Raw genomic sequence first — 25,525 nt, forward strand, 5'->3', positions numbered from 1 at the left:
TAACCCGCTCGAAAGGCTGAATCGTGAAATTCGGCGGCGAACGCGGGTGGTGGGGAGCTTTCCCGATGGGCACGCGGCCTTAATGCTGGTAGCGGCCCGGCTGCGCTATATGGCGGGCCAGAAATGGGGCACACAGCGGTATCTGTGCATGTCCAGGGAGGAAGCAGAATAGCGTCGGCGCTGTCACGGCCCTTGCAGCCGCGGCATCTTTGAATGTACCGCTCGCAAGGCCCGCGCCAGCGCCTTAAGGCAGACCCAAAAATCCTGACCACGCGGGCCGCTACGAAATGTGCGAAAAATTCTGGACACTACCGCGGCCTGCGCGACGGCCAGGGGCAGCCACACGCTCAGCGCCAGGACGGACACGAATTTTCGCAGCATGAAGGGTTCTCCCAGGCCCGGCGGCGACGCCGCGCGCCTCCCCGGCCGATTAAAGGTTGCGGATCGGAACGGCCCGGGGCCGCTATGTCCGCCGTTTGAACATGCGCACAGCTACAGCCACGGCCACAACGCTGATCAGGATAATCTTGCCAAGGTGCGCCAGGGCGGCAAGGGCCGTAATATCCTTGAGGAACACCCCCTGAACGATGGCGGTAAAGTGGCGCATGGGGTTGAGCTGGCTTGCGTACTGCAGGAACACGGGCATGTTGTTAATGGGCGTGACCGCGCCGGAAATGAGAATGCAGGGCACGCCCACGGTAAAAGCCCCCAGGAAGGCCTGCTGCTGCGTGGCTGAAAGGGAGGAAACCATGAGCCCCATGCCGCCGGAGGCCACGGCAAAGGCCAGCATGCCGATGTAGAGCAGGACCAGGGAGCCCGTGAAGGGCACGCCGAAACCCAAAACGGAAATGCCCAGGAAGATGGTGCCGTGGGCCAGGCCCACCAGGCAGCCGGGCACCAGCTTGGCCAGGGCGATTTCCGTGGCGGTGGCGGGCGAAACCAGGAGCTGGTCAAAGGTGCCCACCTCCCGCTCCCGGGCCACGGAAAGGCCCGTGACCACCAGGCCCAACATAAAGCTCAGCATGCCGATGAGGTTAGGCAGAAAAAACCACTGAAATTCCAGATTGGGGTTGAACCAGCAGCGCACGCGCACGTCCAGATCCGGCACGGCGGCCGCACGCGCCTGCAGGCCCAGGGGCGTATCCAGGGCCACGGGCCGCAGCAGGTTTTCCAGATAATAGGCCGCAATCTGCGCCGCGTTGGAACGGCGGCCGTCCAGAATGGCCTGCACCACGGCCGGTTCGCCCTTCTCTATGCGGCGGGAAAACTCCTGATCAAAAACCAGGACAAAAAGGGCCTCCTGCCGCTCCATGACCGGACGGATGCGCGCCTCGTTTTCCAAAAAAACCACGCTGCGGAAGGTGGGCGCGCCCTGGATGCGCCGGACAATCTCACGGCTCCAGCGGCCGCTGTCGTGGTTAAGCACGGCCACGTCCACATTGCGCACTTCCAGGGTGGCGGCCCAGCCGAAGGCCACAATCTGCAAAAGGGGCGGCACAATGATAAGCGTGCGCGAGACCCGGTTGCAAAAAAGCACCAGGAGCTCCTTGCGCACAATGGTGAGCATGCGCCGCCAGTTGCATCGGGGAAAGGAAAAGGCCGCCATCTCACACGTCCAGGCGTTTGACCAGATTTTTGTAGACCAGCCCAAGCAGCACGGCGGCCAGCAGCCCCATGAAGGCCAGGCTGGGCAGAAAAACGTCCCATACGTCGCCGGTAAGAAAAAGCGTGCGCAGGCAGGTGTTGAAATAGCTTACGGGCAGCAGCCTGGTCAGAACGCGCAGGGCCAGGGGCATGCTGTTGATGTCAAAAACAAAACCGGAGAGCAGCAGGGCCGGCAAAAAGCCGGAAAACAACCCGGCCTCGGCGGCCACCAGCTGGCCGCGCAAGGTGACGGAGATAAACAATCCCTGCCCCAGGGCGCTGCACATGAAGACAGAGGAAAGCAGCAGCAGCGCAGCCACAGAACCACGAAAAGGCACGGCGAACAAGGTCACCGCCGCCACGGCGCAGAGGGCCATGCTGAACATGCCCATGCAAAAATAGGGGATGAGCTTGCCCAGCAAAAGCTGCATGCGGCTCACAGGGGTGGCGAACATGGCCTCCATAGTGCCGCGCTCCCACTCTCGGGCAAAAACCAGAGAAGTCAGCAGAGTACCAATGAGGGTCATGATGACCGTGATGGCCCCGGGCACCAGAAACTGCACGCTCTTGGCAGCGGGATTGTACCAGAAGCGCGGCTCCAGGCTGATGGGCGCCACCGTGCCGCCGTTGTGCAGGGCGGCGGTCTGCCAGGCCGTGATCAGGCCCTGGCTGTAGCTCTGGATGTACTGGGCGGTATTGGGCTCCGTGCCGTCCACCAGCACCTGCAGCGCGCCCGTGCCGCCGCGCTCCAGGGCGGCGTCGAAATCCTGGCGGATAACCAGCACCCCCTGCACCACGGAATCGCGCATGTATTCCGCGGCCGTGTCCATATCCCCCACCGGGCGGGTGGCAAACCAGGGGGAGTGCGCAAAATCCGCCGCCAGACTGAGGGCGTAGCGGCCGCCGCTCTGATCCAGCACGGCCAGACGCAGCACGCCCGCGTCCAGGGTGATGCCGTAGCCGAAGAGCAGCAGAAAGATAAAGGGCAGCACCCCGGCCACCAGATAGGAGGAGGGATCCCGCACAATCTGCTGGAATTCCTTGCCCACCAGGGCCAGAAGCTGCTGCAGCCAGAGGGCGTTTTTCACGGCTTCCGCCCCGCCTGCCGCAGCCCGGCGCGCCGCGCGCCCGTGGCGCTCATTGGGGATGCTCCTTATCATAGCGCTCAATATGGGCGATAAAGGCTTCCTCCAGGGTGGGATCCACGAGGCCGGGGCAGGAGGCTTTGAGCGCGTCCGGCGTGCCCATGGTGATCATGGCCCCCCGGTAGATAAGGGCGATGCGATCGCAGTATTCGGCCTCCTCCATAAAGTGGGTGGTCACCAGCACGGCGGCTCCGGCAGCGGTCATGGCCGTGATGTGCTTCCAGAAATCGCGGCGGGTGCGCGCGTCCACGCCGGAGGTGGGTTCGTCCAGAAAGAGCACCGGCGGCTGGTGCAGGGTGGCGCAGAGCAAGGCCAGGCGTTGCTTCTGCCCCAAGGGCAGCGCGCCCGTGCGGCTGTGCAGGTAGTCCTCCAGCTCCAGGGCGCGGGCCAGCGCGGGCAGCAGGGCGTTGCGCCGTTCCCGGTCAAGGCCGTACAGCTCCGCAAAAATTTTGATGTTTTCCGCCACGGGGATGTCCGGGTAAAGGGAAAACTTCTGGGCCATGTAACCCAGGCGTGAACGGGCCGCGCTGCCGGCGGCAAGCAGGTCCACCCCGTCCACGGCGCAGTCCCCGGAAGTGGGGCGCGAAAGCCCGCAGAGCATGCGGAAGGTGGTGGATTTGCCCGCGCCGTTGGGCCCCAGCAGACCGAAAATCTCGCCCGCGCGCACGTCAAAGGTAATGTCCCGCGCGGCTACAAAGCTGCCGAAGCGCTTGGTCAGATGGCGGGCGGCAATGCGCGGCGCAGCCTCCCCCACGGATACGGCGGCGGCCCCGGAAAGCGCAGCGGCCCCGCCCGCAGGGCGCGCCCCCGCCTGCGCGACATCTTCCCACGGCCGCGCGTAGGGCGAAGGCTGCTGGCTGATGCCGCCCAGGGCGCTCATATAGGCGTCCTCCAGGCGCGGGGGCGCGGGCTCGCCGCCCTGGGCCAGCACGGCCGCCCGCAGATCCGGCGGCGCGTCGGCGGCCAGCACCAGACGCAGGCGGCTGCCCTGGATGAGGGCGTCCTCCACGCCGGGGCGCATGCTCCAGTCCGCCAGGGACGTGCGGTGCAGGCCCGGCGGCGTCTGAAGCAGAAAAACCCGCCCGGCGGCCTGGGCGGTAAGCTCCTCCGGCGGCCCGGCATAGAGCACGGCGCCCCGGTCCAGCATGATGACTGCAGGACAGCGCGCGGCTTCGTCCAGATAGGCTGTGGACCAGACCACGGTCATGCCGTCGCGGCTCAGATCCTGCACCATGCGCCAGAGCTCCCGGCGGGACTGCGGGTCCACGCCCACGCCGGGTTCGTCCAGCAGAAGCAGACGCGGCGCGCCCAGCAGGGCGCAGGCGATGCCCAGCTTCTGCTTCATGCCGCCGGAAAGCCGCCCGGCCAGCCGCTCCGTAAAAGGAGCCAGTGACGTAAAGTCCAGCAATTTGCCAAAGAGCGCCTCCCGCGCCGCGCCGGTAAGGCCGCGCAGGCTGGCGTGCAGGCGCAGGTTGGCCAGCACGGAAATATCCTCGTACAGCCCAAAGCGCTGGGGCATGTAGCCGATGCTGTTGGGGCGGGCCCGCAGCAGGGCCTGCGGCTCCTGACCAAAAATCCGCACGGTTCCTGCCGTAGGCTGCATGAGCCCGGCCAGGATGCGCATAAGGGTGGTCTTGCCCGCCGCATCCGGCCCCACCAGGCCCATAATGCGCCCGGCGGGCACGACGGCGCTGATCTGGTCCAGCGCGGTGACGGCGCGGCGGCCCCGGCCGAAGCGCATGGTCAGCCCTTCAAGGCGCACGGCCGGCCCGGCGGGGACGGCCGCCGCTTCCGCGGACGCGGGGCGGGGCTCCGCCTCCCCGGCGGGAGTGGCGTCCGTCGGCGGCCTTTGCAGGTTCACGGCCGTCATGGCGCTGGGCTTTCCTCCAGCACCAGGGTCACGGGCATGCCCTGGCGCATGACGTTTTCCGGGTCTTCGGCCTGCACCCGCAGCCGATAGACCAGAGCCGTGCGCACCTCCCGCGTCTCCACAGTTTTGGGCGTGAACTCCGCCGTGGGGGCAATAAAGCCCACCCGGCCGGCAAAAGCCTTGCCCGGCGCGGCGTCCACAAAAATCTTCACGCGCATGCCCGGCTTAACGCGCCCCAGGTTGGGTTCGTCCACATAAGCGCGCAGCCATACGGGATCTGTGAGCGTAAGGGTATACACGGTCTGCCCGGCCTGCACGATGGCCCCGGCCTCCCGGGCGCGGGTGAGGATAATGCCCTTTTGCGGGGCCGCCAGCGCCGCGTCGCGCAGCTGGATTTCCGCGTGCTCCAAGGCGGCGGCCGCCGCGGCCACCGCCGCCTTCTGGGCCAGCACGTCCTCTTCGCGGTAGCCGGAAAGAAGCATATCCAGCTGATCCTGGGCCGAACGCAGCCGGGCGCGGGCCTGTTTGTCTTCGGCGCGGGCGTTGTCCAACTCCTTCTGGGAAATGGCGTTGGCCGCGCGCATGGCCGCCACGCGCTTCAGGTTGATGGCGGCATTGTCGGCCACGGCTGTGGCCGCGCTGACCTCCGCCCTGGCCTGGGCAATTTCCTCCACCCGGTAGCCGCGCTCCAGCCGCGCCAGGGCAGCCCGCTGCTGGGCCAGCACGGCGGCGGCCTGGTCCCGCTGCTGGGTGAGCAGATCCGCGTCCAGCCGCGCCAGGATCTGCCCCGGCTGCACGGCGTCGCCTTCGTCCGCCAGCACGGCCGCCATGCGCCCGCCCACGCGGAAGGCCAGATCCACCTGGCGGATATCCACATTGCCGTAGAGGGTCAGCGGACCCTGCTGGCGCTGGTCCCACCAGCGCCACAGCAAAAAGGCCGCCGCCAGAAGGACGGCCCCCACGGCCGCAAGGCCGACTATTTTACGGGAAACAGCCATACGCCTCCCCCGCCCCGCCGCCGGGGCGGTTTGCGCCGCTGCGGCGCGGATGCGGCCGGAAACACACAAAGGCACGCCCGTCACCGCCAGTATCACCGCTGCGGCGCGGATGCGGCCGGAAGCCGCGGCCCCAGGGAGGGAGCCCTGAGGAGGGACGCCCGCCTGGCTGGACGGCAGCCGCTGCGCCCCGGCGCGCCGGACAGAAAAAACCCGGCCATACGGGGAGCATAGCCGGGTGCAGAGGGCTTGTCCAGCGCGCGTCAGCCGCGGAAAGCCAGGAACAGGAAGGGGGCGCTCAGGCTTTCTGCGGCGGGCCGCCCGGCGCAAGCGCGCCGTACTGCGGCGCAAAGGGAAGGTAGTTTGACGGCATGTCGTCCTTGAGATTTACGCCGGTAAAGCCGCGCGTAAAGGCCCCCTGCACCAGGTAGCAGAGCTTGCGCACGCCTTCCTCCAGGCTCAGGCCGCCGGGCCGCACGTTGGAAATGCAGTTGCGGGCCTCGTCCGTACAGCCGGGAAAAGGGGCATAGGTCAGGTATACGCCCAGCGAATTGGGGGAGCTTAAGCCGGGGCGCTCCCCAATAAGGATGACCGTCAGGCGAGCCTGCAGCAAGGAGGCCACCTCGTCGGCCACGGCCACCCGCCCGTAGCGCACCAGGGCCACGGGCGCGGCGCTCAGGCCAGCAGCGCGGACGCGCTCCAGAAAGGCCACGGCAAAGGGGGCGGCGTTTTCGTGCACGGCGCGGGCCGAAAGCCCGTCGCTTATGACCAGGCTCACATCCGCCCCGGCCGCGCCGGGCGTGGCCGCAAGCCGCCGCAGTTCTTCGCGGGCGGCCTCGCTCAGGCGGCGGCCTTTGTCCGGCCTGGTCAGAAATTCCTCTTTGTCCCGGGCGGCGCTGGTCAGCTCCAGGCACTGCAGCCCGACGGCCTCCAGTTCAGCCCGCACGGCAGCCGCATCAAAGGGGGTGAGCACCGCGTCCCTGGCCTGGGCGTGGGCCAGGCGAAAGCGCAGCCACTGGTCGTGGGGCAGGCTTACCCCGCAGCGGCCCAGGGCAATGCGGGCGTCCGTATAACCGCGCAGTTCGGCCCAGGGGTCGGCAGCAACCACCGGGGCCTTGGGGGCGGGCTGTGGCGTCATTTCAGACCTCCTCCGCCGCGCGGACCTGCTTTTCCAGCGCCAGCAGGGCGTCGCCGGGGGGTAAAAGCTCCCCTTGCGGACCGTGGATGCCCATGCCCTCCAGCCAGGCCTCAAACTCCGGCGCAGGCCGCTTGTTCAGGAGCCTGCGCAGATAAGCGGCGTCATGAAAGGATGTGGACTGGTAGTTGAGCATGATGTCGTCCGCGCCGGGAATGCCCATGATGAAGTTGCAGCCCGCGGCGCCCAGCAGGGTCAGCAGGGCGTCCATGTCGTCCTGGTCGGCGTCGGCGTGGTTGGTGTAGCAGATGTCCACGCCCATGGGCAGGCCCAGGAGCTTGCCGCAGCAGTGGTCTTCCAGCCCGGCGCGGATGATCTGCTTGCCGTTGTGGAGGTATTCCGGCCCGATAAAGCCCACTACGGTGTTCACCAGCAGGGGCCGGTAGCGACGGGCCACGGCATAGGCGCGGCACTCCACGGTCTGCTGGTCCGCGCCGTAGTGCGCGTTGGCCGAAAGGGCGCTGCCCTGCCCCGTCTCAAAGTACATGACGTTGTCGCCCACCGTGCCGCGCCTGAGCTCCAGGGTAGCCTGCCAGGCTTCGTCCAGCAGGGTCAGATTGATGCCGAAGCTGGCGTTGGCCTTTTCCGTGCCCGCAATGGACTGGAAGCAGAGGTCCACGGGCACGCCCCGGTTGATGAGCTCCAGCGTATTGGTCACATGGGTGAGCACGCAGCTCTGGGTAGGGATGGCGTAGCGCTGGATGAGCCCGTCCAGCAGATAGTTGAGGCGGGCGATGTTTTCCAGGCTGTCCGAGGCCGGGTTGATGCCGATGACCGCATCGCCAGAGCCGTAGTACAGGCCGTCGATGGTGGAGGCCAGAATGCCGCGGGCGTCGTCTGTGGGGTGGTTGGGCTGCAGCCGGGCCGAAAAATGCCCCGGCAGGCCGATGCTGTCCCGAAAGCGGGTGACCACCCGGCATTTGGAGGCCACCAGAATCAGATCCTGCAGACGCATAAGTTTGCTGGCCGCGGCGACCATTTCCGGGGTCAGGCCGGGGGCCAGGGCCGCAAGGCTTGCGGCGTCGGCAGCTTCGGTGAGCAGCCAGTCGCGCAGATCCCCCACGGTGAAGGAACTGACCGGCGCAAAGGCCGCGGCGTCGTGGCCGTCCAGGATCAGGCGGGTGACCTCGTCTTCCTCGTAGGGCACGACGGGCTCTTCCAGGAAGCGCTTGAGGGGCACGTCGGCCAGGGCCATCTGGGCGCGCACGCGCTCTTCGTCATTGGCGGCGGCCACCCCGGCCAGGACGTCGCCCGAACGCAGGGGCGACGCCTTGGCCAGGAGATCACGCAGGGGCATGCGAGTGTCCATTCCCGCCGCCTACAGAAAGGTTCTGGGCAGGTACATGGCAATGTCCGGAAAGAGCATCACCAGAATCAGCCCTACCACCATGATAATGACCATGGGGACAATGGAGCTGTAAATGTCCGCAAGGCTCACGCCCTTGGGGGCCATGGCCTTCATGAGAAAGAGGTTGTAGCCGAAGGGCGGCGTCATGTAGGCGATCTGGCAGGTGATGGTATAGAGCACGCCGTACCAGATGGGGTCGAAGCCCAAAGACTTGACCAGCGGGATATACAGGGGGGCCACGATAACCAGCATGGCCGTGTCGTCCAGAAACATGCCCATGAGCAGGTAGGAAAGCTGCATAACAATGAGCACGCCCCAGGGGCTCAGGTGCCAGCCCTCAAGAAAGAGCTTTTTGATGGCGTGCACCGCGCCCAGGCCGTCGAAGACCGAGCTGAAGCAAAGCGCGGCCATAATGACCCACATAAACATGCAGCTCACGCTCAGGGTCTGCACCAGCACCACCCGCATGACCCTGGCATTGAGCCGCCGCTTGACCAGTGCGGCCAGGGTAGCCACCAGCGCGCCCACGGCGGAGCTTTCCACCAGGCTGGTAATGCCGGTCATAAACGCGCCCGTCACAGAAAATATGATGGCCAGAGGCAGCAGCCCGGCCCAGAGCAGCCGCCGTTTTTCCTTGGGGCTGATGGCGGCCAGCTCCTCCTTGGGCAAGGCCGGCCCCATCTTGGGGTTGAGCTTGCAGCGGATGACGATGTAGCCGATGAGCATGACTGCGAACATAAGCGCAGGGCCGATGCCAGCCATCCACAGGTTGCTGACGGGCTGGCGGGCAATCATGCCGTAGAGCACCAGCACTACGCTGGGCGGCATCATAATGCCCAGCGAGCTGCCCGCCTGAATGACGCCCGTAACCATGCGCTTGTCGTAGCCGCGCTTGAGCATCTCCGGCATGGCAATGGTGGCGCCGATGGCCATGCCCGCCACGCTCAGACCGTTCATGGCCGAAATAGCCACCATCAACACCACCGTGCCGATGGCCAGACCGCCGGGCAAAGGGCCCATCCAGACGTGGAACATGCGGTAGAGGTCGTTGGCGATGCCGGTTTCCGAAAGCATGTAGCCCATGTAAATGAACAGGGGCAGGGTGATCATGGGGAACCACTTCATGAGCGTGATGCTGGCGTTAAACGCCATCTGCGATCCGCCCGTGCCCCACAAAAACACGGCCGCCACGGCGCCCACAAAGCCGATGGCCGCAAAAACGCGCTGCCCGGTGAGCATCAGCATGCCCATAGATGCAAAAAGCAACAGGGCTATGCTCTCGTGAGAAAGAGTAAACGTCAGGTCAAACATGGTTCGCATCCTTTACCGGGCAGCGGAAATGCCCGGCCGCCCTGCGGCGGCCGGGCCAAGGGTGAACAACATCAGCGCGCATTCTTGAGCGCCGCCGGGACCAGGTCTGCGGCAGCCATGCCCGCGGCAAAGCCCGCGTCCTTTGCTTCGGCGGGGTCGGGCTCAAGGCTGCCGTTTTCCACAATAAGGCGTTCCGGAATGTTTTCTTCAATCATCAGGCCCCTGGAACGCGCCACAGCCTTGAAAAATTCAGAAAAGGCCTGCAGCAGGGTCAAAAAAATGCCCACGGCCATAATGGTCTTAATGGGGGCCAGGGCCGGAGCCCAGGCGGAATTGTTGTGCTGGTCAAACTCAATGGAGTACCAGGTGCTGGAAAGGCAGCCGTAGAAGAGCAACCCCAGATAGACGATAAGGAAAAACGACGTGAACACGTCCATCCTGGCCTGCTTGCGCCAGGGCCAGCGCCCGTAGAAGACGTCCATGCGCACATGGGAGTTGATCAGGAGGGCAAAACCGCCACCCAGAACATAGTACACCACCATGCAGAACTGGGCCATCTCCACGCCCCAGATGACGGGATTGTCGAAGAAGTACCTGGAGGCCGCCGAATAGAGCAAAATGCCCATCATGACAAAGACGAGATAGAGCGTGATGCGCCCCACCAACCGGTTTACAGCGTCCACATAGCGGACGAAAAGTTTGATGCAGCTGGGCATGACAACCTCCGTAACAACAGTTTTGGCGACGCCCCCGCGCGGAGGACACGCGCCGCGCGGGCAGCGCCGCCGCACAGGATCAGTAGCGGTAAGGCCGCCCGGCCTTGACCATTTCGGCATTGTACTTTTTAAGAATGTCCACCACCTTGGCGCAACGCGGGCTTTTCTTGGCCGTTTCGTCCCAGAACTTGTGGGCGGCCGCTTCCACCGTGGCCCATTCGGCGTCGGGGATGGAGGTCATCTCCATCTTGCCGCCGTTAACGCGGTAGTGCGCCTCGCCCCACCAGTACCAGTGCTGCCGGTAGTAGTGCGAGCTGTCGCAGGTGAGCTGGAACAGGGTTTTAAGGTGCTCCGGCAGCGCCGCCCATTTTTTGCTGTTGGCGAAGTAGGAGCCGATCCACGCGCCGCAGATGTTGTTGGTAAGGTAATACTTGCACTGCTCGGCCCAGCCGGAGGTATAATCCTCGGTGATGCCGGACCAGCACACGCCGTCCAGCTCGCCCGTCTGCAGGGCCACCTGAATGTCTTCCCAGGGCAGGCTCACGGGCACCACGCCAAACTGGCTCATAAATTTGCCGCCCGTGGGGAAGGAAAACACCCGCTTGCCCTTAAGGTCGGCCAGGCTGCGGATAGGCTTGGTGGTGGCGAAGTTGCAGGGATCCCAGGAGCCCGCGCCCAGCCATTCCACGCCCTTGATCTCGGCGTAGGCCTCCTTCCAGATTTTGTTCAGGCCCCAGTGCTCGAACAGCGCGGGCACGTCCAGAGAATAGCGGGTGGCAAAGGGAAAATACGCGCCGAAAATGGCCACGTCCGCCGGGGAGGCCATGGAGTCCTCGTCGCACTGGGCGGCGTCGATAGTGCCGTTCTGCACGGCGCGGAAAAGCTCGCTGGTGGGCACCAGCTGGTCGGAGGTGTAGAGCTCAATGACCATTTCCCCGTTGGCGGCCTTATTGAAGGCGTCAATCTGGGGTTTGATCACGTGCTCGGCCAGGGCGGCCCCGGCATAAGTCTGCATGCGCCACTTGATGGGCGCTTTGGCAGCCCGGCTTTCCGCGGCCTGCAGCACGCCCGTGGTGGCGGCCACAGCCGCCGTGGCTCCGATGCCCGCCTTGCGTAAAAATTCCCTTCGTTGCATGTCCACCCTCCTTGGGGCAAGCTGAGATACAAAAAAGGCCGCATGGTCTGCGGCCCCAACAGCCGCGTAACGGCTGCAACAGCACTTTGCCATCGTCTGACCTCATGTTAAGCAAGAGCGGTGCCAAAAGGACTCCTCTGGAATTTTTTCATATACTATACTAAAATAATTAATTATTTTTTTACAGTTCCAACCAAAACCGGTGCGGCCCCCTCCCAAAGCAAAACAAAATTGTCTCACAATCTTTTCCAAGTGGGCCCACACGAAGCCGCTCCCCCCGGTTCCAGACCGTAAATTTTATATAATTTACTGGTATAATTAATTTAAATTGTAAAAAATCAATGATACAAAATTGTTTGTGCGCCCAACAAAAAAGCCCCGCCAAGGCGGGGCCATAAAAAACAGCTATTCTTTTCAAGAAAATACGAATCTATTCTGCTGCAGCCCAGCCCTGCGCGCACAAGCGCGATCAGCAGCTCCGGGCCTGGGCCTGGTGCGCCCCAGGTCAGAACAGGCAGTCCAGAAATGTTTCCAGGTCCACGCCCTGGAGGTAGGCGTTCAAGTCCACCGCGTGCAGGCGGGCGGCCAGCACCTGGCGGTCGTGTTTGCAGCCTGCAAGCAAGGCTTCCAGCTCGCCCACATCCCGCACGCCGAAATAGTCGCCAAACAACCGCACCCCCGCAATAACGCCGCCCCGCACGTCCAGGCGCACGTCCAGCACGCCGCCGGGGGTGCGGGCGGCCCTGGCAAAGCCGTAATCGGGCGAAAAGCCGAAATTCCAGTCCCAGGAGCGGTATTTTTCTTCCGCCAGGGCCTCAATGGCGGCCTGTTCCTCCGCGCTCAGGCTGGCGTCCGCCGCCGGGCCTTCGCCGGCCATATAGCGCAGCAGGTAGGCGATAAAGTCTTCAATGCTCATGGGCTGCGGCAAAAAATCCGCAATGTTGCCCACGCGGCTGCGCACGCTTTTTACGGCCTTGTCGCTGTATTTGGCCTGGCCCGGTCTGAGCGCGCCGGAGATGTCCTCAATGTTGGAGGCAAAAAGAAGCGTGCCGTGGTGCAGCACCCTGTCCTTGTGCACATGCTGGGCGTTGCCGGAAACCTTTCTGCCCCGGACCACCATATCGTTGCGGCCGTTGAATTCGCACGGCACGCCCAGGGCGTTAAGGGCCGCCACCATGGGGGCGGCGAAGCGCCGGAAGTCCAGCTGGCTGACCACGTTGTTCAGGCTGATGAAGGTAAAATTGAGGTTGCCCAGATCGTGGAACACGGCCCCCCCGCCCGTAAGCCGCCGCACCACGGGAATGTGCCGCTCCAGAACAAAGGATTCGTTGATTTCGGCCAGGGTATTCTGGTTGCGGCCCACAATGACGGCCTTGTCGTTGCGCCAGAGCATGAAGACGTCTGTGGTCGTGTGGTGCAGCAGCCAGTCTTCGGCGGCCAGATTGAAGGCGGGGTCCAGGGAAGGATTGTACAGAATGCGCATGCGACTCCTCGGCTGTGGAACATGGGCCTGCGCGGCCAGACGCGCCGGTTCCGGAAGGCATACACCAGAAGGCCCGGCTTTGTCAGCCGGGTCCACGCCCGCATTCTGCGCGGGGCCCCGCACATCATCCCAGGAGCCTGCCGCATCGCAGGACCGCCGCGGCGCGCAGCCCCCTCCGCCCTGGTGGACGGAGGGGGGCGAGGAGCAGATTACAGATCAGATTTCAGTTTCAGGAATGCCCAGGGCCCTGGCCACGCCCGCGCCGTAGGCCGGATCCGCCTTGGCGCAGTGCCGCACATGGCGCAGCTGGATTTCCTTGGGCACGCCCGCCATGGCCCGGGCCGTATTGCCGAACAGGGCCTCCTGCTGCTCCGGGCTCATGACCCGGAAAAGCCTGCCCGGCTGCTCAAAGTAGTCCGCATCGTCGCAGGGGAAGGGCCAATGGTCCGCATCGCCTTCAATTTTGAGCGGCGGTTCGGCCTGGTGCGGATTTTCCTGCCACACGCCGTGGCTGTTGGGTTCGTAGTTGGTCAGGCCGCCGTAGTTGCCGTCCACCCGCATCTGGCCATCGCGGTGGTAGCTGTGGAAGGGGCAACGCGCCTTGTTCACCGGGATGAGGTGGTGGTTCACGCCCAGGCGGTAGCGCTGGGCGTCGCCATACGAGAACAAACGGCCCTGCAGCATCTTGTCCGGAGAAAAACCGATGCCCGGCACGACGTTGGCCGGATTAAAGGCGGCCTGCTCCACCTCGGCGAAGTAGTTTTCCGGATTGCGGTTCAGCTCCAGCACGCCCACTTCCAGCATGGGGCAGTCCTTGTGATACCAGACCTTGGTCAGGTCAAAGGGATGGTAGGGCAGCCTGGCGGCTTCTTCTTCGGGCATGACCTGCACGTACATGGTCCAGCGGGGGAAATCCCCTTTTTCGATATGTTCAAAAAGGTCGCGCTGGTGGCTGTCTCGGTCGCGGCCCACCAGATCCTGGGCTTCGGCGTCGGTAAGGTTTTTGATGCCTTGCTGCGTCTTGAAGTGGAATTTGACCCAAAAGCGTTCATTATCTTTATTGACAAAGCTGAAGGTGTGGCTGCCGAAGCCGTGCATGTGCCGGTAGGAGGCGGGGATGCCCCGGTCGCTCATGACCACGGTCACCTGGTGCAGGGCCTCAGGCAGCAGGGTCCAGAAATCCCAGTTGTCCGTATTGCTGTGCATGTTGGTGCGCGGGTTGCGCTTAACCACATGATTGAGATCGGGGAATTTCAACGGATCGCGCAAAAAAAAGACGGGCGTGTTGTTGCCCACCAGATCCCAGTTGCCTTCATCCGTATAGAATTTGAGGGCAAAACCGCGGATGTCGCGTTCGGCGTCGGCCGCGCCGCGCTCTCCGGCTACGGTGGAGAAGCGGGCAAAGAGCTCCGTCTTTTTGCCCACCTGAGAAAACATGGAAGCGCGCGTGTATCTGGTGACGTCATGGGTGACGGTAAACGTGCCGTAGGCCCCGGAACCCTTGGCGTGCATGCGCCGCTCAGGAATGACCTCGCGGTCGAAATGGGCCAGCTTTTCCAGAAACCAGACGTCCTGCAAAAGCATGGGGCCCCGCGCCCCTGCGGTAAGCACACGGTTGTTGTCCGCTACGGGAGCGCCGGCGTTGGTGGTGAGCTTGGGATGTTGCGGCATGGCTCGTCTCCTTGGGTTAAAGGTGAAATCCAAGGGAAGGCGGCTCGTGCGCCCTCTTGTGAACCGCACTATGACACGGCCCACAAATTTTGTAAATAGTAATTATTACTATTTCTAATAGTTAGACTATCCTACTGTAATATTGTGAAATAATAGTTTCTATATCATGGCTGGGCAACGGGTTTGCGGCTGCGCTGGATAGGCTTGCCGAGGCCCATGCTTTCTGCCGTGCGGACTACCTCTTCGGCCCGGGCTGGATCGCCGCGCAGCAGCACCAGCACCACATAGAGCTTGCCGGAGCGCTCCATGCGGGTGCGCAGGCCACGGCCCTCCAGACGTTGCCGCAGGCCGTCCACGCTATCCTCATCCTTAAAGGCCCCCACCTGAAAAACGTAGTCGGACATGCCGCCGCCGGGCGCAAGAGGCTGTACCGCGGCTGGCGCGGCGGCGGGAGCCGGGCTCTGCGGCGCGGCAGGCGGCGCAGCGGGTTGCGCGGGGGCCGCGCCCGGAGCTGCGGCGGCAACAGGCGCACGGGGCGCTGCCGCGGGTTTGGCCGGGGGCAGGCTCTCCCCCCGCAGCACGCGGGCAAAACGCAGATCTTCCGCCGCCAGAATGCCTTGGTCCGCGCCCGGTTCCGCAGCGGGGGCATTTTCGCCGTTCTTGCCCTCCCCGGCGTCATCGGCAGCCGCCTGCCGCGCCGCCTGCGCCTGCACAGCCAGGCTGCGCCAGGTGGCCCGCCCGCTCATGACGCCGCCCAGATACGCCAGAACCACGGCCGCCGCCAGCAAAAAACACGCCGCCACCACGGCGGCGGGGCGCAGGCAGAGACAGGGTTTGGGTTCGGCGGGGGCGTTTCGGGATGCGGGGACGACCTGAGGCATGATTTCTCCTGAAAAAGCAGTGTACACCTGTTCCGGGGCGCGGGGCTTTCCGGCAGGCCAGAGGCCGCGCCGCTCCCGCAGCGTCATAAACCATAGCAGTCCCGGCCCCAGGCGTAAAGGCCCGACGCTGCGGCGGCGCGCTTGCGGACGGGGCCGCCGCTCTGGTATGCTGCACCCAGTTCACGGCCCGTGTGGCCGTTCAAGGAGTGCCTTCATGCCCTGCCGCCGTTTCCGCCTTCCGTTGTTGCCGCTTCTGGCCCTGCTTTTGCCGCTCTGCACGCTCAGCACGGGCAACGCGGCCAGAGCGAACCCGACGGGCGAGCGGCCGCCGCAGTTGCTGCGCATTGTCAACAACACCGGCGCGGATGTGCTGAACCTGTGCTTTACCCGCCAGGGGCGGACGCAGTATGTGCGCCTGGATATGCCCCCGCACGGCAATGACATGGTGGAAAACCCCGGCGGTTCAGCGGATCTGCGCGTGGACACGGGCCTGGCGCTCTGGCGCTTTGCGGCCGTGCCCCTGGGCAAGGCCCGCGCCCTGACCTTCGACAGCGGCGAACCGCCGGCCCTGACGGTGGCCCTGCGGCCTGAAGGGCAACGCCGCATTGCAGGAAGCGTCACTCCGCTTCTACCCGGGCCGGAGCACGGCCCCGTGTGCCACCTGGATCAGTTCCGCCCCGGCATGACCATGCGGGAAGTGTGCGCCCTGCTGGATCCGCACCCGCCGCGCGACGACAACGACGCCGTGCTTACCAGCCTGGGCTTTGCCGGCATGGTCTGGGCGGCGCGCCTTTCGCCGGGCACGGAAGATTCCGGCGGCGTGGGCACGGACAGGCTGGACCATATGGAGCTGCGCCGCCCCCTGGACGCGCCCACGCTGGACAAGCTGCTCAAGACGCTCTACGCGCAGGGCTACGCGCCCTGGCAGGCGGAACTGCCGGGCCTGGACATGAATTTTACGGAGATGACAGGCCGCAGCGCCGAGCGCCCCACCGCCCTGCTGCGCCGCACGGTGGACGACTTTCTGGCCGCGGGCGCGGGCGAGGCCACGATTATGCTGGCCCCCCAGAAACTTTTGCCCGTGCTGGACGACGCGGACGCGCCCCACGGCGACGTGCAGCTTTTTACCCTGACCCTGCGCTGCATCTCCAGAACCCTTATTGTGGACGTAGCCGCCTACCAGGGCAGCGAGGGCGGACGATAAGGCGTTTCAGCTTTGAAATGCCCTGGCCGGCGGCGTGAGCAGACGCCCGCCGTGGAGGCCTAAGTACAATTTATTTGCGCCGTTAAACTCCGAAGCGAGCGTGCCTCCACGTTGAGCATGCTCATTCTTAACGCTAATCTGCTCCTGCGGCTGCGCGCAGACCGCGTCGGGGCGGGCACTTCTTCAGCTGGCTCTTTTCTCAGGCCGGCAGGCCGCGCCTTTCGCCGCCCAGAAGCCATAAAAAGCCCCCGGCAGACCTTGCGGTTTGTCGGGGGCTTTTGAAGAACGGGGCTACACAAAAACTAAGGGCAAACGCCCCCACTGCTGCCAAACTTTTTTTGGGGCAAAGCCTTCTTGCGACAAAAGCTCTGGGGCCACAGCAAGGCGCATATACACCGGGGCGAGCGCGTCAGGCCGCTTTTTTGGCCGCGCGCATGCGCCGGAGCCAGTCGTACCAGCCTTCCAGACCCTGCCCATCCCGGCAGGAAACCTCAAAAATTTCAATGCCCTCATTGAGCTTGGCGGCAAAACGCCGGGCGCGGGCCAGATCAAAATCCACATAGGGCAGCAGGTCCACCTTATTGAGCACCATGGCCTTGGCTAGATTAAACAGCAAGGGGTACTTTTCCGGTTTGTCGTCGCCCTCGGTCACGCTCAGCAGGGCCACTTTGGCGTCCTCCCCGCAGTCGAACTCCACAGGGCAGACCAGGTTGCCCACGTTTTCAATGAACAGAATGTCCACCCCGTCAAGGTCCAGGCTCTCCAGCGCGGTGAGCACCATGTTGCTGTCCAGGTGGCAGCCCCCGTCGGTGTTGATCTGCACAGCCTGCGCGCCCGTGGCGGCCACGCGGCGGGCGTCGTTGTCCGTCTGCAGGTCCCCTTCCACCACGGCCATGCGAAATTCCCCCGCCAGGTCGCGCAGAGTCCGCTCCAGCAGGGTGGTCTTGCCCGCGCCCGGCGAACTGATCAGGTTAAGGGTCAGAATCCCCTTGTCCGAAAGCGTCCGCCGCACATGCGCGGCCATTTTTTCATTGGCTTCAAGCACATTGCGCACCACAGGAATCTGCATGCCGTTCTCCTTGTCGGGAATGCCGATAAAACCATCAACGCAGGGACAAAAGCGGCAGAAAAACGCCCGTCAGAGCGCTTCAATGCGTTCCAGATACAACTCCTTGCCCTGCTCCACCACATGGCCGAACTGCTCGCCGCAGCCCGGGCAAGGCTCCCACAGGGCGTCCTGCCCTTCCCCGCCGAAAACCCTGCCGCACTGGCTGCAGCGCAGGCGCAGAGGCAGCTCGGCGATTTCCAGCCGCGCGCCGTCATGGGGCGTATCTTTGACCAGCATCTCAAAGCAGAATTGCAGCGACTCCGGCACCACGCCCGCAAGGGCGCCGCAGGCAATGCTGACCACCTGCAAACGGCTGCAGCCGCGGCGGGAAATTTCCTCAACCGCCATCTGCAACAGGCTTTGAGCAATGGACATCTCGTGCATGGGGGCATGGTAGTCCAAAGACCGCGGCAGGTAAAGGGCATCAGGACAATCTTGCCATTCCCCGCAAATCATGTACATTTACGCCATGCGTCAGCCCAAATTTTTCGGCGTGTACTCCCTGTCCACGGGCTGGACGGACAACCGCCGCAAAACCCTTTTCTTTGTCTGGGAACTGCCGGACGGCGCTTTCGCCGTGCAGGAACTGGACTCCGCGCTGCAGCCGCGGACCGCTCCCGAGCGCATCAGCGTCCGCGCCTTCAGCAAAAATTTCCTCCAGGAACCGGAAATCCTGGCCATGCCCATGGCCGCGCCAGATCCAGCCGCACTGCAGCCCACGCCCGCGCCGCAACCCGTGCCCTCAGGGGACGGCACCCCCCGCCCCGCCCCCACGGCGGCCGCCAAGGCTGCGCCCCCCAAAGAAGCCCCCCACGGCACGGCCGCCCCCCGGACTGCCGCCCGGACTGCCGCCCGGCTGCGCGTCAGCGCGTCCGCCCCGGCGGCCGAGCGCCCCGCCGCCCGCGCGGGCCTGCCGCAAACCGCCCGTCCTGGCGCAACGGCGGTGGAAACGCCCCCCCGGCCCCGCTCCGTGCAGGCCTACGACCTGCAGGAGGCCCATCAGGCCCGGCTGGCGGAAGACAACCTGCGCGAAACCTTCCGGCAAACCCTGCTCCGCCTCAAGCGCCCCAAAGACCGTAAAGCGGCGCTGGCCGCGCTGGAGCAACTGGCCGCCATCACGGAAAACATCACCCCGGTTCATAAACATATGTTCCGGGATTTCGGCGTGCGTCTGCGGCAAAACGCCCTGCCCGACCTTGCGCTGCTGTTCAGCCGCAAGGCTGTGGAGCTGGCCCCGGACGACGACCACGCCCATTTCAATCTGGCCCGCATCCTGTGTCTTCTGGGCCAATACGACGAAGCGGCCAGCCATGTCCGCACCGCCATGCACATGGACTCGCAAGAGCCCGTCTACCTCAGGATGCTTGCCCATATCCGCAAGGAAAAGCTGCTGCACCGAGGGGCCAAACGCCCCCCGACCCTGCGCTGAATCCGCGCGGCAGCCGCACGTTCCAGCAGGAGCCCTCAGGCATGAACAAAGCCATTCTCAGTCTGTTACTGGCCGTCTGCATTCTTGGCATGGCCCTTATTATGCTTAACGACCGCCTGCGTCGGCCCGACGCCGTGCCGCAGCCCGCAGGCGTGACTGCGCCCGCCGCGGACCAGGCCCCCCTCCCGCCGCTGTCCCCGGCAACGCCGCAGGATCCGGCCCGCGAAGCCGCCCCCCAGGAGGCGCTCGCCCCCACGCCGCAACCCGCGCTTAAGGCTGACGCCGCCGCGCCGCTGCCGGAGCCCCTGCCCGCGCCTTCGACCGCGCCGCTGCCCCCGCCGGCCCCTTCGGATCGGCCGACGGCCGCCGCGGACCAGGCCCCTCGCCCCCACGCCCCGGAAGCACAGGCCCCGGAAGCACAGGCCCCGGCAGCGCCCAAGCCCTCTCCGGCGGCAGCCGCCCCCAAACCAGCGGCCCCGGCCGTCGTTCAGGCCGCCCCGACGCCCGCAGTCAAAGCCGCGCCCAGGCAGCAGGTCATCAGCCGCTTTGTGATTTTTGCCCGTGAGACGGGGGCCACCGTGCGGCTGGTGGGTAATGGGCCCCTGAGCTATAAATCCATGCAGCTCGCCGGACCGGACCGGGTAGTGGTGGACCTGGAGGGCCAATGGCAGGTTAAAGCGCCGGGCGTGCCCAAAAATCCGCTGGTAACCAACGTGCGCATTGGAAAGTCGGGCGACAAGACCCGCGTGGTTATCGACCTCTCCGGCAAGCCCAAAAAGACGCGCTACACCCTTTCCAAGGACCGCCGCATGCTGGACATCCGCGTGGACTGAACCACGACGGCTTAGGGCTCCCGCGGCAAAGGGCGCGGCCGGCATGCGTCAGGCCTCGCCCTTAAAGCAGATTCCCTTTGCGAACAGGCTCTCAAAGTTTACGACACGCTCGTTCCGGCGCTTACCAGCGCCAATAACTTGCGTTTACGCCGCCACGGCGGGCGTCTGCTCGCACAGCCGCCACGGCATTGCAGGGTTGCAATGCCGCAGCTCGCGGCCTGCCTTTGAGCATATCGGCTTTAGTGGCCCTGACCAGCGGCAACCCGCACGCCGGGCGGCGCGGCATTTTTTTTCTTTTCTATGGCCCGCGTCACAAGCCGGAAAAAATCCTCTGGGGGAATGCCCAGCGCATCGCAAATGGAGTATACGGCATTGACCGTAGGCCGCTTCAGCTGTTGCTCAATCTCACGCAGATACCGGCGTTCAAGGTTGGCCACTTCTGCCAGCGAGGACTTGGTCATGCCCCGCTCTATACGCAGGGACTCGATAACTTCCGCAAGGGCTTCAGCCAAATAAGGGTACACTCGCATAGCATTACAATACACAAAATTTCACTGGAAAATATGAGCTATAGTACCCAAATGCCCCTGCGACATGGCTTTACTGATACACCCCCCCTCAAAAGAAAGTATTGTTCTGACCGGGCAGGAGCAATTGTTATATGGAAATATTTTCAACAATTACAGAGTGTTTATGCACGGCATTCTCCAACTCTCCACGCAACGCATCATTTTTACTTCAAATTATATTTAACTATATAAATACAGTATGAGTACATAATTATAAATTATACGCAATTTTTCACAATTTTTTTATATTACAACAGCCAAGAACAAAATATACATGCTTATGATTCCATAGAATTTCTTTCCATAACAGTAATATATTTCATATGATATACCCAGATGAAATATATTGCATACTATAAATTTTTGCAGAGTTGCAAATATATCAATGCGAACATTACAATAAAGACTACCATTACACTTCTTAGATGGCAAAAAATTTGGGGCATTTTAATCGCAACAACTATAAAATACTATTTTTTAATACAGCATTCTGCCAAAATAACTTTTTCTTCAATGAAAAGAAGGGAAAATACGTCTTGCAGGAAGATGACGAAACCGCTACAAATTTTTTGAACCACCGACACTCCGCAAAAATGCCGGAGGAAACTTGCGACCGCAGCCGGAGCGAGGCTGCCGCCGGGCCGCGGATACGGCTGCGCCCCGCACCCTCAGGCTTTTATTTTTTGGGGGAAAATCGCGCCTGCCGCGCGCCCCGCACCTTTGACGCACTGCGTGACACGCCATGACCAACGCACGGTTTGTTCTGCTGCTCTCCTTTCTTGCGCTGCTGTTGCTGCCTGCACAGCTGCGGGCATGGGACGGGCCCCAGGAAACCGTGCGCGTGGTCTACCGGGATTTCGGCGCCTATATGCAACGGCAGCCCGACGGCCGCTACCAGGGCTTTCTTGTCGAATATCTTGAAGAAATAGCCCGCAGGGCGCACCTGCGTTTGGAGGCTGTGGACGGCAAGAACTGGCCGCGCAGCCTGCGGATGCTGGAGCAGGGCGAGGCGGACCTGCTGCCCGGCGTTCTCTACACGCCGGAACGCGCGCAAAAAATGCTCTTTCCCGCCCTGCCGGCGGGCAACACCTTCATCACGCTCAGCGTCCGCGCGGAAGACGGCCGGTACGACCACGCCCGCCCGTCCGCCTTCAACGGCATGCGGGTGGGGGCCGTGCTGCAGTCCAGGGCCACCGCCATCTTTGAGGACTTTGCCCGCGCCCACGAGGTTGCCGTCACCGTGGTGCCGTTCCTTTCCGCGTCTGCCATGCTTGCGGCTTTGCGGCAGGGAGAGGTGGACGGCGCAGTGGTAAGCTACCTGGGCCGCGGGCTGCCGTACAAGCCAGTGCTCCGGCTTGCGGCGGAACCTTTCTATGTGGCTATTGCCCCCCACAAGGCCTACCTGCTTGCCGGCATCAACGCCGCGCAGCGGGGACTGACCAGAGAGAACCCGCGCTACGGCCTGGAGCTTTCCCAAAAATACCTCGCCGCGCCTGAAAAAGGACGCACCAGCTTCACCCGCGAAGAAGAATCCTTCATCAAAAACACGCGCCCCATTACCGTGGCCTATGCGCCGGACGCCGCGCCCCTGCAATACCAGGATCCCCAAACGGGGCTTTTTGCGGGAACAGCGCGCGAAATTTTTACCCAGCTGGAGCAACGCTCCGGGCTGCGCTTTCATTATGTGCCCATGCCGCAGCACAGGGCCCTGGAACTGGCCGCCAAGGGCGAAATAGACGCCATCGCCTGCCTGACGGGCGACTTTTTTCAGGATAAAAAGCTGCCATTGCGCACCACCCGCCCCTACCTGCGCACCCTCAGCGTCCGCGTAAGCCGCACGGACGCGCCCCCGGCCCCCGTGGCCAGGGTGGCCCTGCAGGAGGGGCTGCTGCTTTCCGGGCAGGTGGCCGCCTCCCTGCCCGACAGCCGCATCGTCTACCGTCAGAGCCTGCGCGCCTGCCTGGACGACCTGACGGCAGGCCGGGCGGACGCCGTGTACACCAACCTGCACATGGCTCGGGCGCTCCTGACGGAAACGCCCTACGCCGGGCTGCGCATGGCCGTCCTGCCCAACTGCGTCAGCGACCTGCGCATCGGCCTTTCGCCCCTGGCGGACCACAGGCTGTTCACCATCCTGGACAAATGCCTGCAGACCCTGCCCGATCAGGACATAGACGCCCCAGTGCTGGCCGCCCTGCCCGCCCCATCCGGCGTCAGCCTTACGGAGTTCATCCGCCAGAACCCGGCAACGGCCATGGGCGGCACGGTGGCGCTTTCCGCCTTGCTTGTGGCCCTGCTGAGCTGCGCCCTAGCCGTCAAATCCTGCAGCAAGCGGCGCGTTGAAACCCAGCTCTACCGCGACGCCTTGACTGGCCTGCCCAATCTGGAAAAATTCCGCGAGGATTGCGCCCGGCTGCTGGAGGACGGGCAAGAACGCTACGCCCTGCTCATGGGTGACATGGTCCAGTTCAAAACCGTCAACGATCAACTGGGCTTTTCCCGCGGGGATGAGGTGCTCCGCGCGTACAGCTCCATTCTGCAGGGACGGGTTTCCGCTGCCGAGCGCTGCGGCCGCGTTTCCTCCGACGTTTTCGTGCTCCTCCTGCGCTACAGCGGCTGGGAGCAGCTCAGCACGCGCATGGGGCAGATGGAAAGCGCCCTGGACGCCTGGCGGCGCTCGCAAGACCTGCCCTATAAGATCAGCACCGTGTACGGCGCATATGAGGTAATTTCCAGCGAGGGCAACGACGTGCAGCGCATGCTGGACCTGGCCAACTACGCGCGCCATGAAGCCAAACGCATGCCAAACACGCGCCTTTTGCTCTATGGCGAACAGATGCGCCAGGAAGCTCTGCTGCATCAGGAGCTCAACAGCCGCCTGGAAACGGCCCTGACCAACGGCGAGCTGGAAGCCTGGTACCAGGCCAAGGTGGACATGCGCACGGGCAGCATCATCGGCGCCGAGGCCCTGGTGCGCTGGAACCACCCCACCAGGGGGCTGCTCACGCCGGGCAGCTTTATCCCCCTCTTTGAACGCAACGGCATGGTCACCGGCATCGACCTGTATATTTTTGAGCAGACCTGCAAGGCGCTGCACAGCTGGCGGCTGCGCAACCTGCCCACGCACACCATTTCCTGCAATTTTTCGCGGCTGCACTTTGACCGGCAGGATTTTCCCAACCAATTGGCCGCCATTGCCGCCCGCTATGACGTGCCCCACGCCCTTCTGGAAGTGGAAATCACTGAAAGCGCCATTATGAAAAACCCTGAAGCCGCCTGGATGCAGATCATCCAGCTCAAGCAGATGGGCTTCAAAACGGCCATCGACGATTTCGGCACCGGCTATTCCTCCCTGGGCCTTGTGCAGATGCTCAACGCCGACGTCATCAAGATCGACCGGAGCTTTGTGCAGCGCGATCTGCCCGGCCAACGGGCGCAGGTTGTCCTTGGCAACATCATCCGCCTGGCCCTGGAGCTGGATATGGCCGTCATCTGCGAAGGGGTGGAAACGGCGGAGCAGGCCGCCATTCTCATGCGCCTGGGCTGCTTCAAAGCCCAGGGCTTCTTCTACGCCCGCCCCGAACCGGAACGTGAATTTGAGGCCCGCCTGGCCTTACAGCCGTTCTGAGGCGGAGCCCCCAAACGCATTTCGCTTTTGAAACGCCTGCGGCCGTATGAACAGACGCCCGCCGCCAGGGCGCAAGCGCGGCCCTGCTGCGCGAAAGCGCCGGAGCGGACCTTGCCCTTGGAACAGATGTTCTCAAGGGAAGCTGCCATATAATGCGACGCCGCGGCGTGAACAAGCATTCACGTCGCGGCGTCGCATTGGGCGGGAGGATCCCGTCTGAGCGGTGCGGCATTGCAATGTTGCAATGCCCTGGCGGCTGCATGAGCAGAAGCTCGCCGTGCAGGCGTGAGCGCAATGCATTTGCGCTGACAAGCGCCGAAACGAGCGTGTCGCAACTTTTCTGAGAATTACTGCAGCGCCTGCCCCACGGCCTGGCGGTAGCCGGAGAGCCGCCGCCGCTCCTTGCGGGAACGGCACAGCCGGGTTTTGATTTCTTCATGCGCCTCGCGCGCCATCCTGGTCAGGGATTCCTGAAGGCGCACCAGCTCCTGCAGGCTTTCACGGCACTGCGCAACCGAGCTTTCCTCCATCACCGTCCAGGCCATGCAGGTTACGGAGTTGCGGCGTTCAGCCAGCTCCACGGCCTTGTCGTAGGCCCCGCCCCGCATGGCGTCCATTTCCTGCCGCGCCAGATCCAGCGCTTCGTGCAACAAGCCCGCACTCTGTCCCATACGCCCCCTCCGCTTGTCTCTTCCAGGCCGCAAAAAGGTTATTGCGCCGGGATCGCCGCCGCCATATCCGTGTGCAGACGCCGGCTTACGGTCTGCCATTCTTCGCACATGGGCAGGAACTCAAATTCCAGCAGATCGGCCAGCAGCACCCAGTCTTCGTTTTCCATTACGTCGCTCATTTCCGAAAGCAGGGCGGAAAGCTGCTCGATCCGCTTCGCCTGGTCCTGCGCCCCGCCCTGACCGCAACGCTGGCGCAGCTCCGTGAGCATGCTCAGAAAGTCGCGCGTCACGTCCAGCAGATCCTGAAAAAGCTCCAGCGCGTCCACATCCGCCGCTTCGCGGAACAGGCGGCTCACTTCCCGCGCGCCCTTGGCCATCATAGCGGCCACCTTGTCCATCTCCCCGGCCATGTCCGCAGCCATGACGTCCATGGGCACGGTGCGCAGCTCCAGGGAAGAAATGCTGTTGCAAAGAATATCCTCGGCCTGGTGCGGGTAGATTTCGGAAAAGGCTTCATTGTTGACCAGCACGTCGGTCACCACCCGGTTTTCCAGCCGCTCGTCCTGCATAAGGTCCAGCAGGGCTTCCTCCAGATTGCCGAACGAGGCGATTTCCTTTTCGCTTCTGGCGCCGTCGATAATAATCATACGCTCCTCCTGCTCCCCACGGGGAAGAATTTACCGTCAAAA

Annotated in this window: 23 protein-coding genes; 6 read left to right on the forward strand and 17 right to left on the reverse strand. The window is 63.7% G+C overall.

Going from position 1 to position 25,525, the window contains the following annotated elements; translation table 11 throughout:
- Window positions 1-172: transposase (locus BLS55_RS11730; RefSeq protein ID WP_180365349.1), on the forward strand; the 172-nt coding region annotated here is incomplete at its 5' end.
- A 291-nt stretch (window positions 173-463) separates the two neighbouring features.
- Here the strand turns inward: BLS55_RS11730 and BLS55_RS00005 are convergent.
- The 12 genes from BLS55_RS00005 to BLS55_RS00060 all read right to left on the reverse strand — a co-directional run bounded on the left by BLS55_RS00005 (window position 464) and on the right by BLS55_RS00060 (window position 15,394).
- Entirely contained in the window at window positions 464-1,567 is a 1,104-nt protein-coding gene (locus BLS55_RS00005) for an ABC transporter permease (RefSeq protein WP_257243060.1), read from the reverse strand.
- A 40-nt stretch (window positions 1,568-1,607) separates the two neighbouring features.
- Window positions 1,608-2,732, reverse strand: coding sequence for an ABC transporter permease (locus BLS55_RS00010; RefSeq protein WP_257243082.1), 1,125 nt, complete (start codon window positions 2,730-2,732; stop codon window positions 1,608-1,610).
- A 49-nt stretch (window positions 2,733-2,781) separates the two neighbouring features.
- Window positions 2,782-4,659, reverse strand: coding sequence for an ATP-binding cassette domain-containing protein (locus BLS55_RS00015; protein WP_092152288.1), 1,878 nt, complete (start codon window positions 4,657-4,659; stop codon window positions 2,782-2,784).
- Window positions 4,656-5,657, reverse strand: a complete 1,002-nt coding sequence (gene hlyD, locus BLS55_RS00020; protein WP_092152289.1) for a secretion protein HlyD — start codon at window positions 5,655-5,657, stop codon at window positions 4,656-4,658. Before hlyD ends, BLS55_RS00015 begins: the two co-directional genes overlap by 4 nt.
- A 295-nt stretch (window positions 5,658-5,952) precedes the next feature.
- Entirely contained in the window at window positions 5,953-6,792 is an 840-nt protein-coding gene (gene eutC / locus BLS55_RS00025; protein ID WP_092152290.1) for an ethanolamine ammonia-lyase subunit EutC, read from the reverse strand.
- A 1-nt stretch (window position 6,793) separates the two neighbouring features.
- On the reverse strand, window positions 6,794-8,146 hold the full coding sequence (locus tag BLS55_RS00030; protein ID WP_257243062.1) for an ethanolamine ammonia-lyase subunit EutB: 1,353 nt from the start codon (window positions 8,144-8,146) through the stop codon (window positions 6,794-6,796).
- 21 nt (window positions 8,147-8,167) lie between these two features.
- Complete coding sequence (locus BLS55_RS00035; protein ID WP_092152292.1) at window positions 8,168-9,508, reverse strand: TRAP transporter large permease; 1,341 nt, start codon at window positions 9,506-9,508, stop codon at window positions 8,168-8,170.
- A 71-nt stretch (window positions 9,509-9,579) separates the two neighbouring features.
- Entirely contained in the window at window positions 9,580-10,224 is a 645-nt protein-coding gene (locus BLS55_RS00040) for a TRAP transporter small permease subunit (RefSeq protein ID WP_092152293.1), read from the reverse strand.
- A gap of 79 nt (window positions 10,225-10,303) precedes the next feature.
- Entirely contained in the window at window positions 10,304-11,359 is a 1,056-nt protein-coding gene (locus BLS55_RS00045; RefSeq protein ID WP_092152294.1) for a TRAP transporter substrate-binding protein, read from the reverse strand.
- A 505-nt stretch (window positions 11,360-11,864) separates the two neighbouring features.
- The gene (locus tag BLS55_RS00050; protein WP_092152295.1) at window positions 11,865-12,842 is read right to left on the reverse strand and encodes a lipoate--protein ligase; all 978 of its coding nucleotides are present in this window, start codon (window positions 12,840-12,842) and stop codon (window positions 11,865-11,867) included.
- A 216-nt stretch (window positions 12,843-13,058) separates the two neighbouring features.
- The gene (locus BLS55_RS00055; RefSeq protein ID WP_092152296.1) at window positions 13,059-14,513 is read right to left on the reverse strand and encodes a catalase; all 1,455 of its coding nucleotides are present in this window, start codon (window positions 14,511-14,513) and stop codon (window positions 13,059-13,061) included.
- Between the two features lie 164 nt (window positions 14,514-14,677).
- Window positions 14,678-15,394 (reverse strand): SPOR domain-containing protein, encoded by a 717-nt coding sequence (locus tag BLS55_RS00060; RefSeq protein WP_092152518.1) that lies wholly within the window; start codon window positions 15,392-15,394, stop codon window positions 14,678-14,680.
- A gap of 214 nt (window positions 15,395-15,608) precedes the next feature.
- Between BLS55_RS00060 and BLS55_RS00065 the strand changes: the two genes are divergently transcribed.
- Window positions 15,609-16,598 (forward strand): peptidoglycan glycosyltransferase, encoded by a 990-nt coding sequence (locus tag BLS55_RS00065; protein ID WP_092152297.1) that lies wholly within the window; start codon window positions 15,609-15,611, stop codon window positions 16,596-16,598.
- A gap of 409 nt (window positions 16,599-17,007) precedes the next feature.
- Here BLS55_RS00065 and hypB read toward each other — a convergent pair whose 3' ends face one another.
- Together hypB and BLS55_RS00075 are read right to left on the reverse strand one after the other, a co-directional pair.
- Complete coding sequence (hypB, locus tag BLS55_RS00070; protein WP_092152298.1) at window positions 17,008-17,667, reverse strand: hydrogenase nickel incorporation protein HypB; 660 nt, start codon at window positions 17,665-17,667, stop codon at window positions 17,008-17,010.
- 69 nt (window positions 17,668-17,736) lie between these two features.
- Entirely contained in the window at window positions 17,737-18,168 is a 432-nt protein-coding gene (locus BLS55_RS00075; RefSeq protein ID WP_257243063.1) for a hydrogenase maturation nickel metallochaperone HypA/HybF, read from the reverse strand.
- Between BLS55_RS00075 and BLS55_RS00080 the strand changes: the two genes are divergently transcribed.
- Together BLS55_RS00080 and BLS55_RS00085 are read left to right on the forward strand one after the other, a co-directional pair.
- Entirely contained in the window at window positions 18,161-19,135 is a 975-nt protein-coding gene (locus BLS55_RS00080) for a tetratricopeptide repeat protein (protein WP_257243064.1), read from the forward strand. The genes BLS55_RS00075 and BLS55_RS00080 overlap by 8 nt on opposite strands.
- A gap of 41 nt (window positions 19,136-19,176) precedes the next feature.
- A complete protein-coding gene (locus BLS55_RS00085) occupies window positions 19,177-19,968 on the forward strand; it encodes an AMIN domain-containing protein (protein WP_092152300.1) in 792 nt (263 codons plus the stop codon).
- Between the two features lie 239 nt (window positions 19,969-20,207).
- Here the strand turns inward: BLS55_RS00085 and BLS55_RS00090 are convergent, their stop codons facing one another.
- A complete protein-coding gene (locus BLS55_RS00090; protein WP_092152301.1) occupies window positions 20,208-20,498 on the reverse strand; it encodes a helix-turn-helix domain-containing protein in 291 nt (96 codons plus the stop codon).
- Window positions 20,499-20,962: 464 nt separating this feature from the next.
- Between BLS55_RS00090 and BLS55_RS00095 the strand changes: the two genes are divergently transcribed.
- Complete coding sequence (locus BLS55_RS00095) at window positions 20,963-21,283, forward strand: hypothetical protein (RefSeq protein ID WP_092152302.1); 321 nt, start codon at window positions 20,963-20,965, stop codon at window positions 21,281-21,283.
- Window positions 21,280-24,165 (forward strand): EAL domain-containing protein, encoded by a 2,886-nt coding sequence (locus tag BLS55_RS00100; protein ID WP_092152303.1) that lies wholly within the window; start codon window positions 21,280-21,282, stop codon window positions 24,163-24,165. The genes BLS55_RS00095 and BLS55_RS00100 overlap by 4 nt, the downstream gene beginning before the upstream one ends.
- A 347-nt stretch (window positions 24,166-24,512) precedes the next feature.
- On the opposite strand, the gene BLS55_RS00105 is transcribed toward BLS55_RS00100, so the two are convergent.
- Both BLS55_RS00105 and BLS55_RS00110 read right to left on the reverse strand, forming a co-directional pair.
- Entirely contained in the window at window positions 24,513-24,836 is a 324-nt protein-coding gene (locus BLS55_RS00105) for a hypothetical protein (RefSeq protein WP_092152304.1), read from the reverse strand.
- Between the two features lie 38 nt (window positions 24,837-24,874).
- Complete coding sequence (locus tag BLS55_RS00110; protein WP_092152305.1) at window positions 24,875-25,483, reverse strand: DUF8043 domain-containing protein; 609 nt, start codon at window positions 25,481-25,483, stop codon at window positions 24,875-24,877.
- Between the last annotated feature and the right edge of the window lie 42 nt (window positions 25,484-25,525).

Origin of the sequence: Desulfovibrio legallii (assembly GCF_900102485.1) — a bacterium.
Lineage (GTDB): Bacteria > Desulfobacterota > Desulfovibrionia > Desulfovibrionales > Desulfovibrionaceae > Desulfovibrio > Desulfovibrio legallii_A.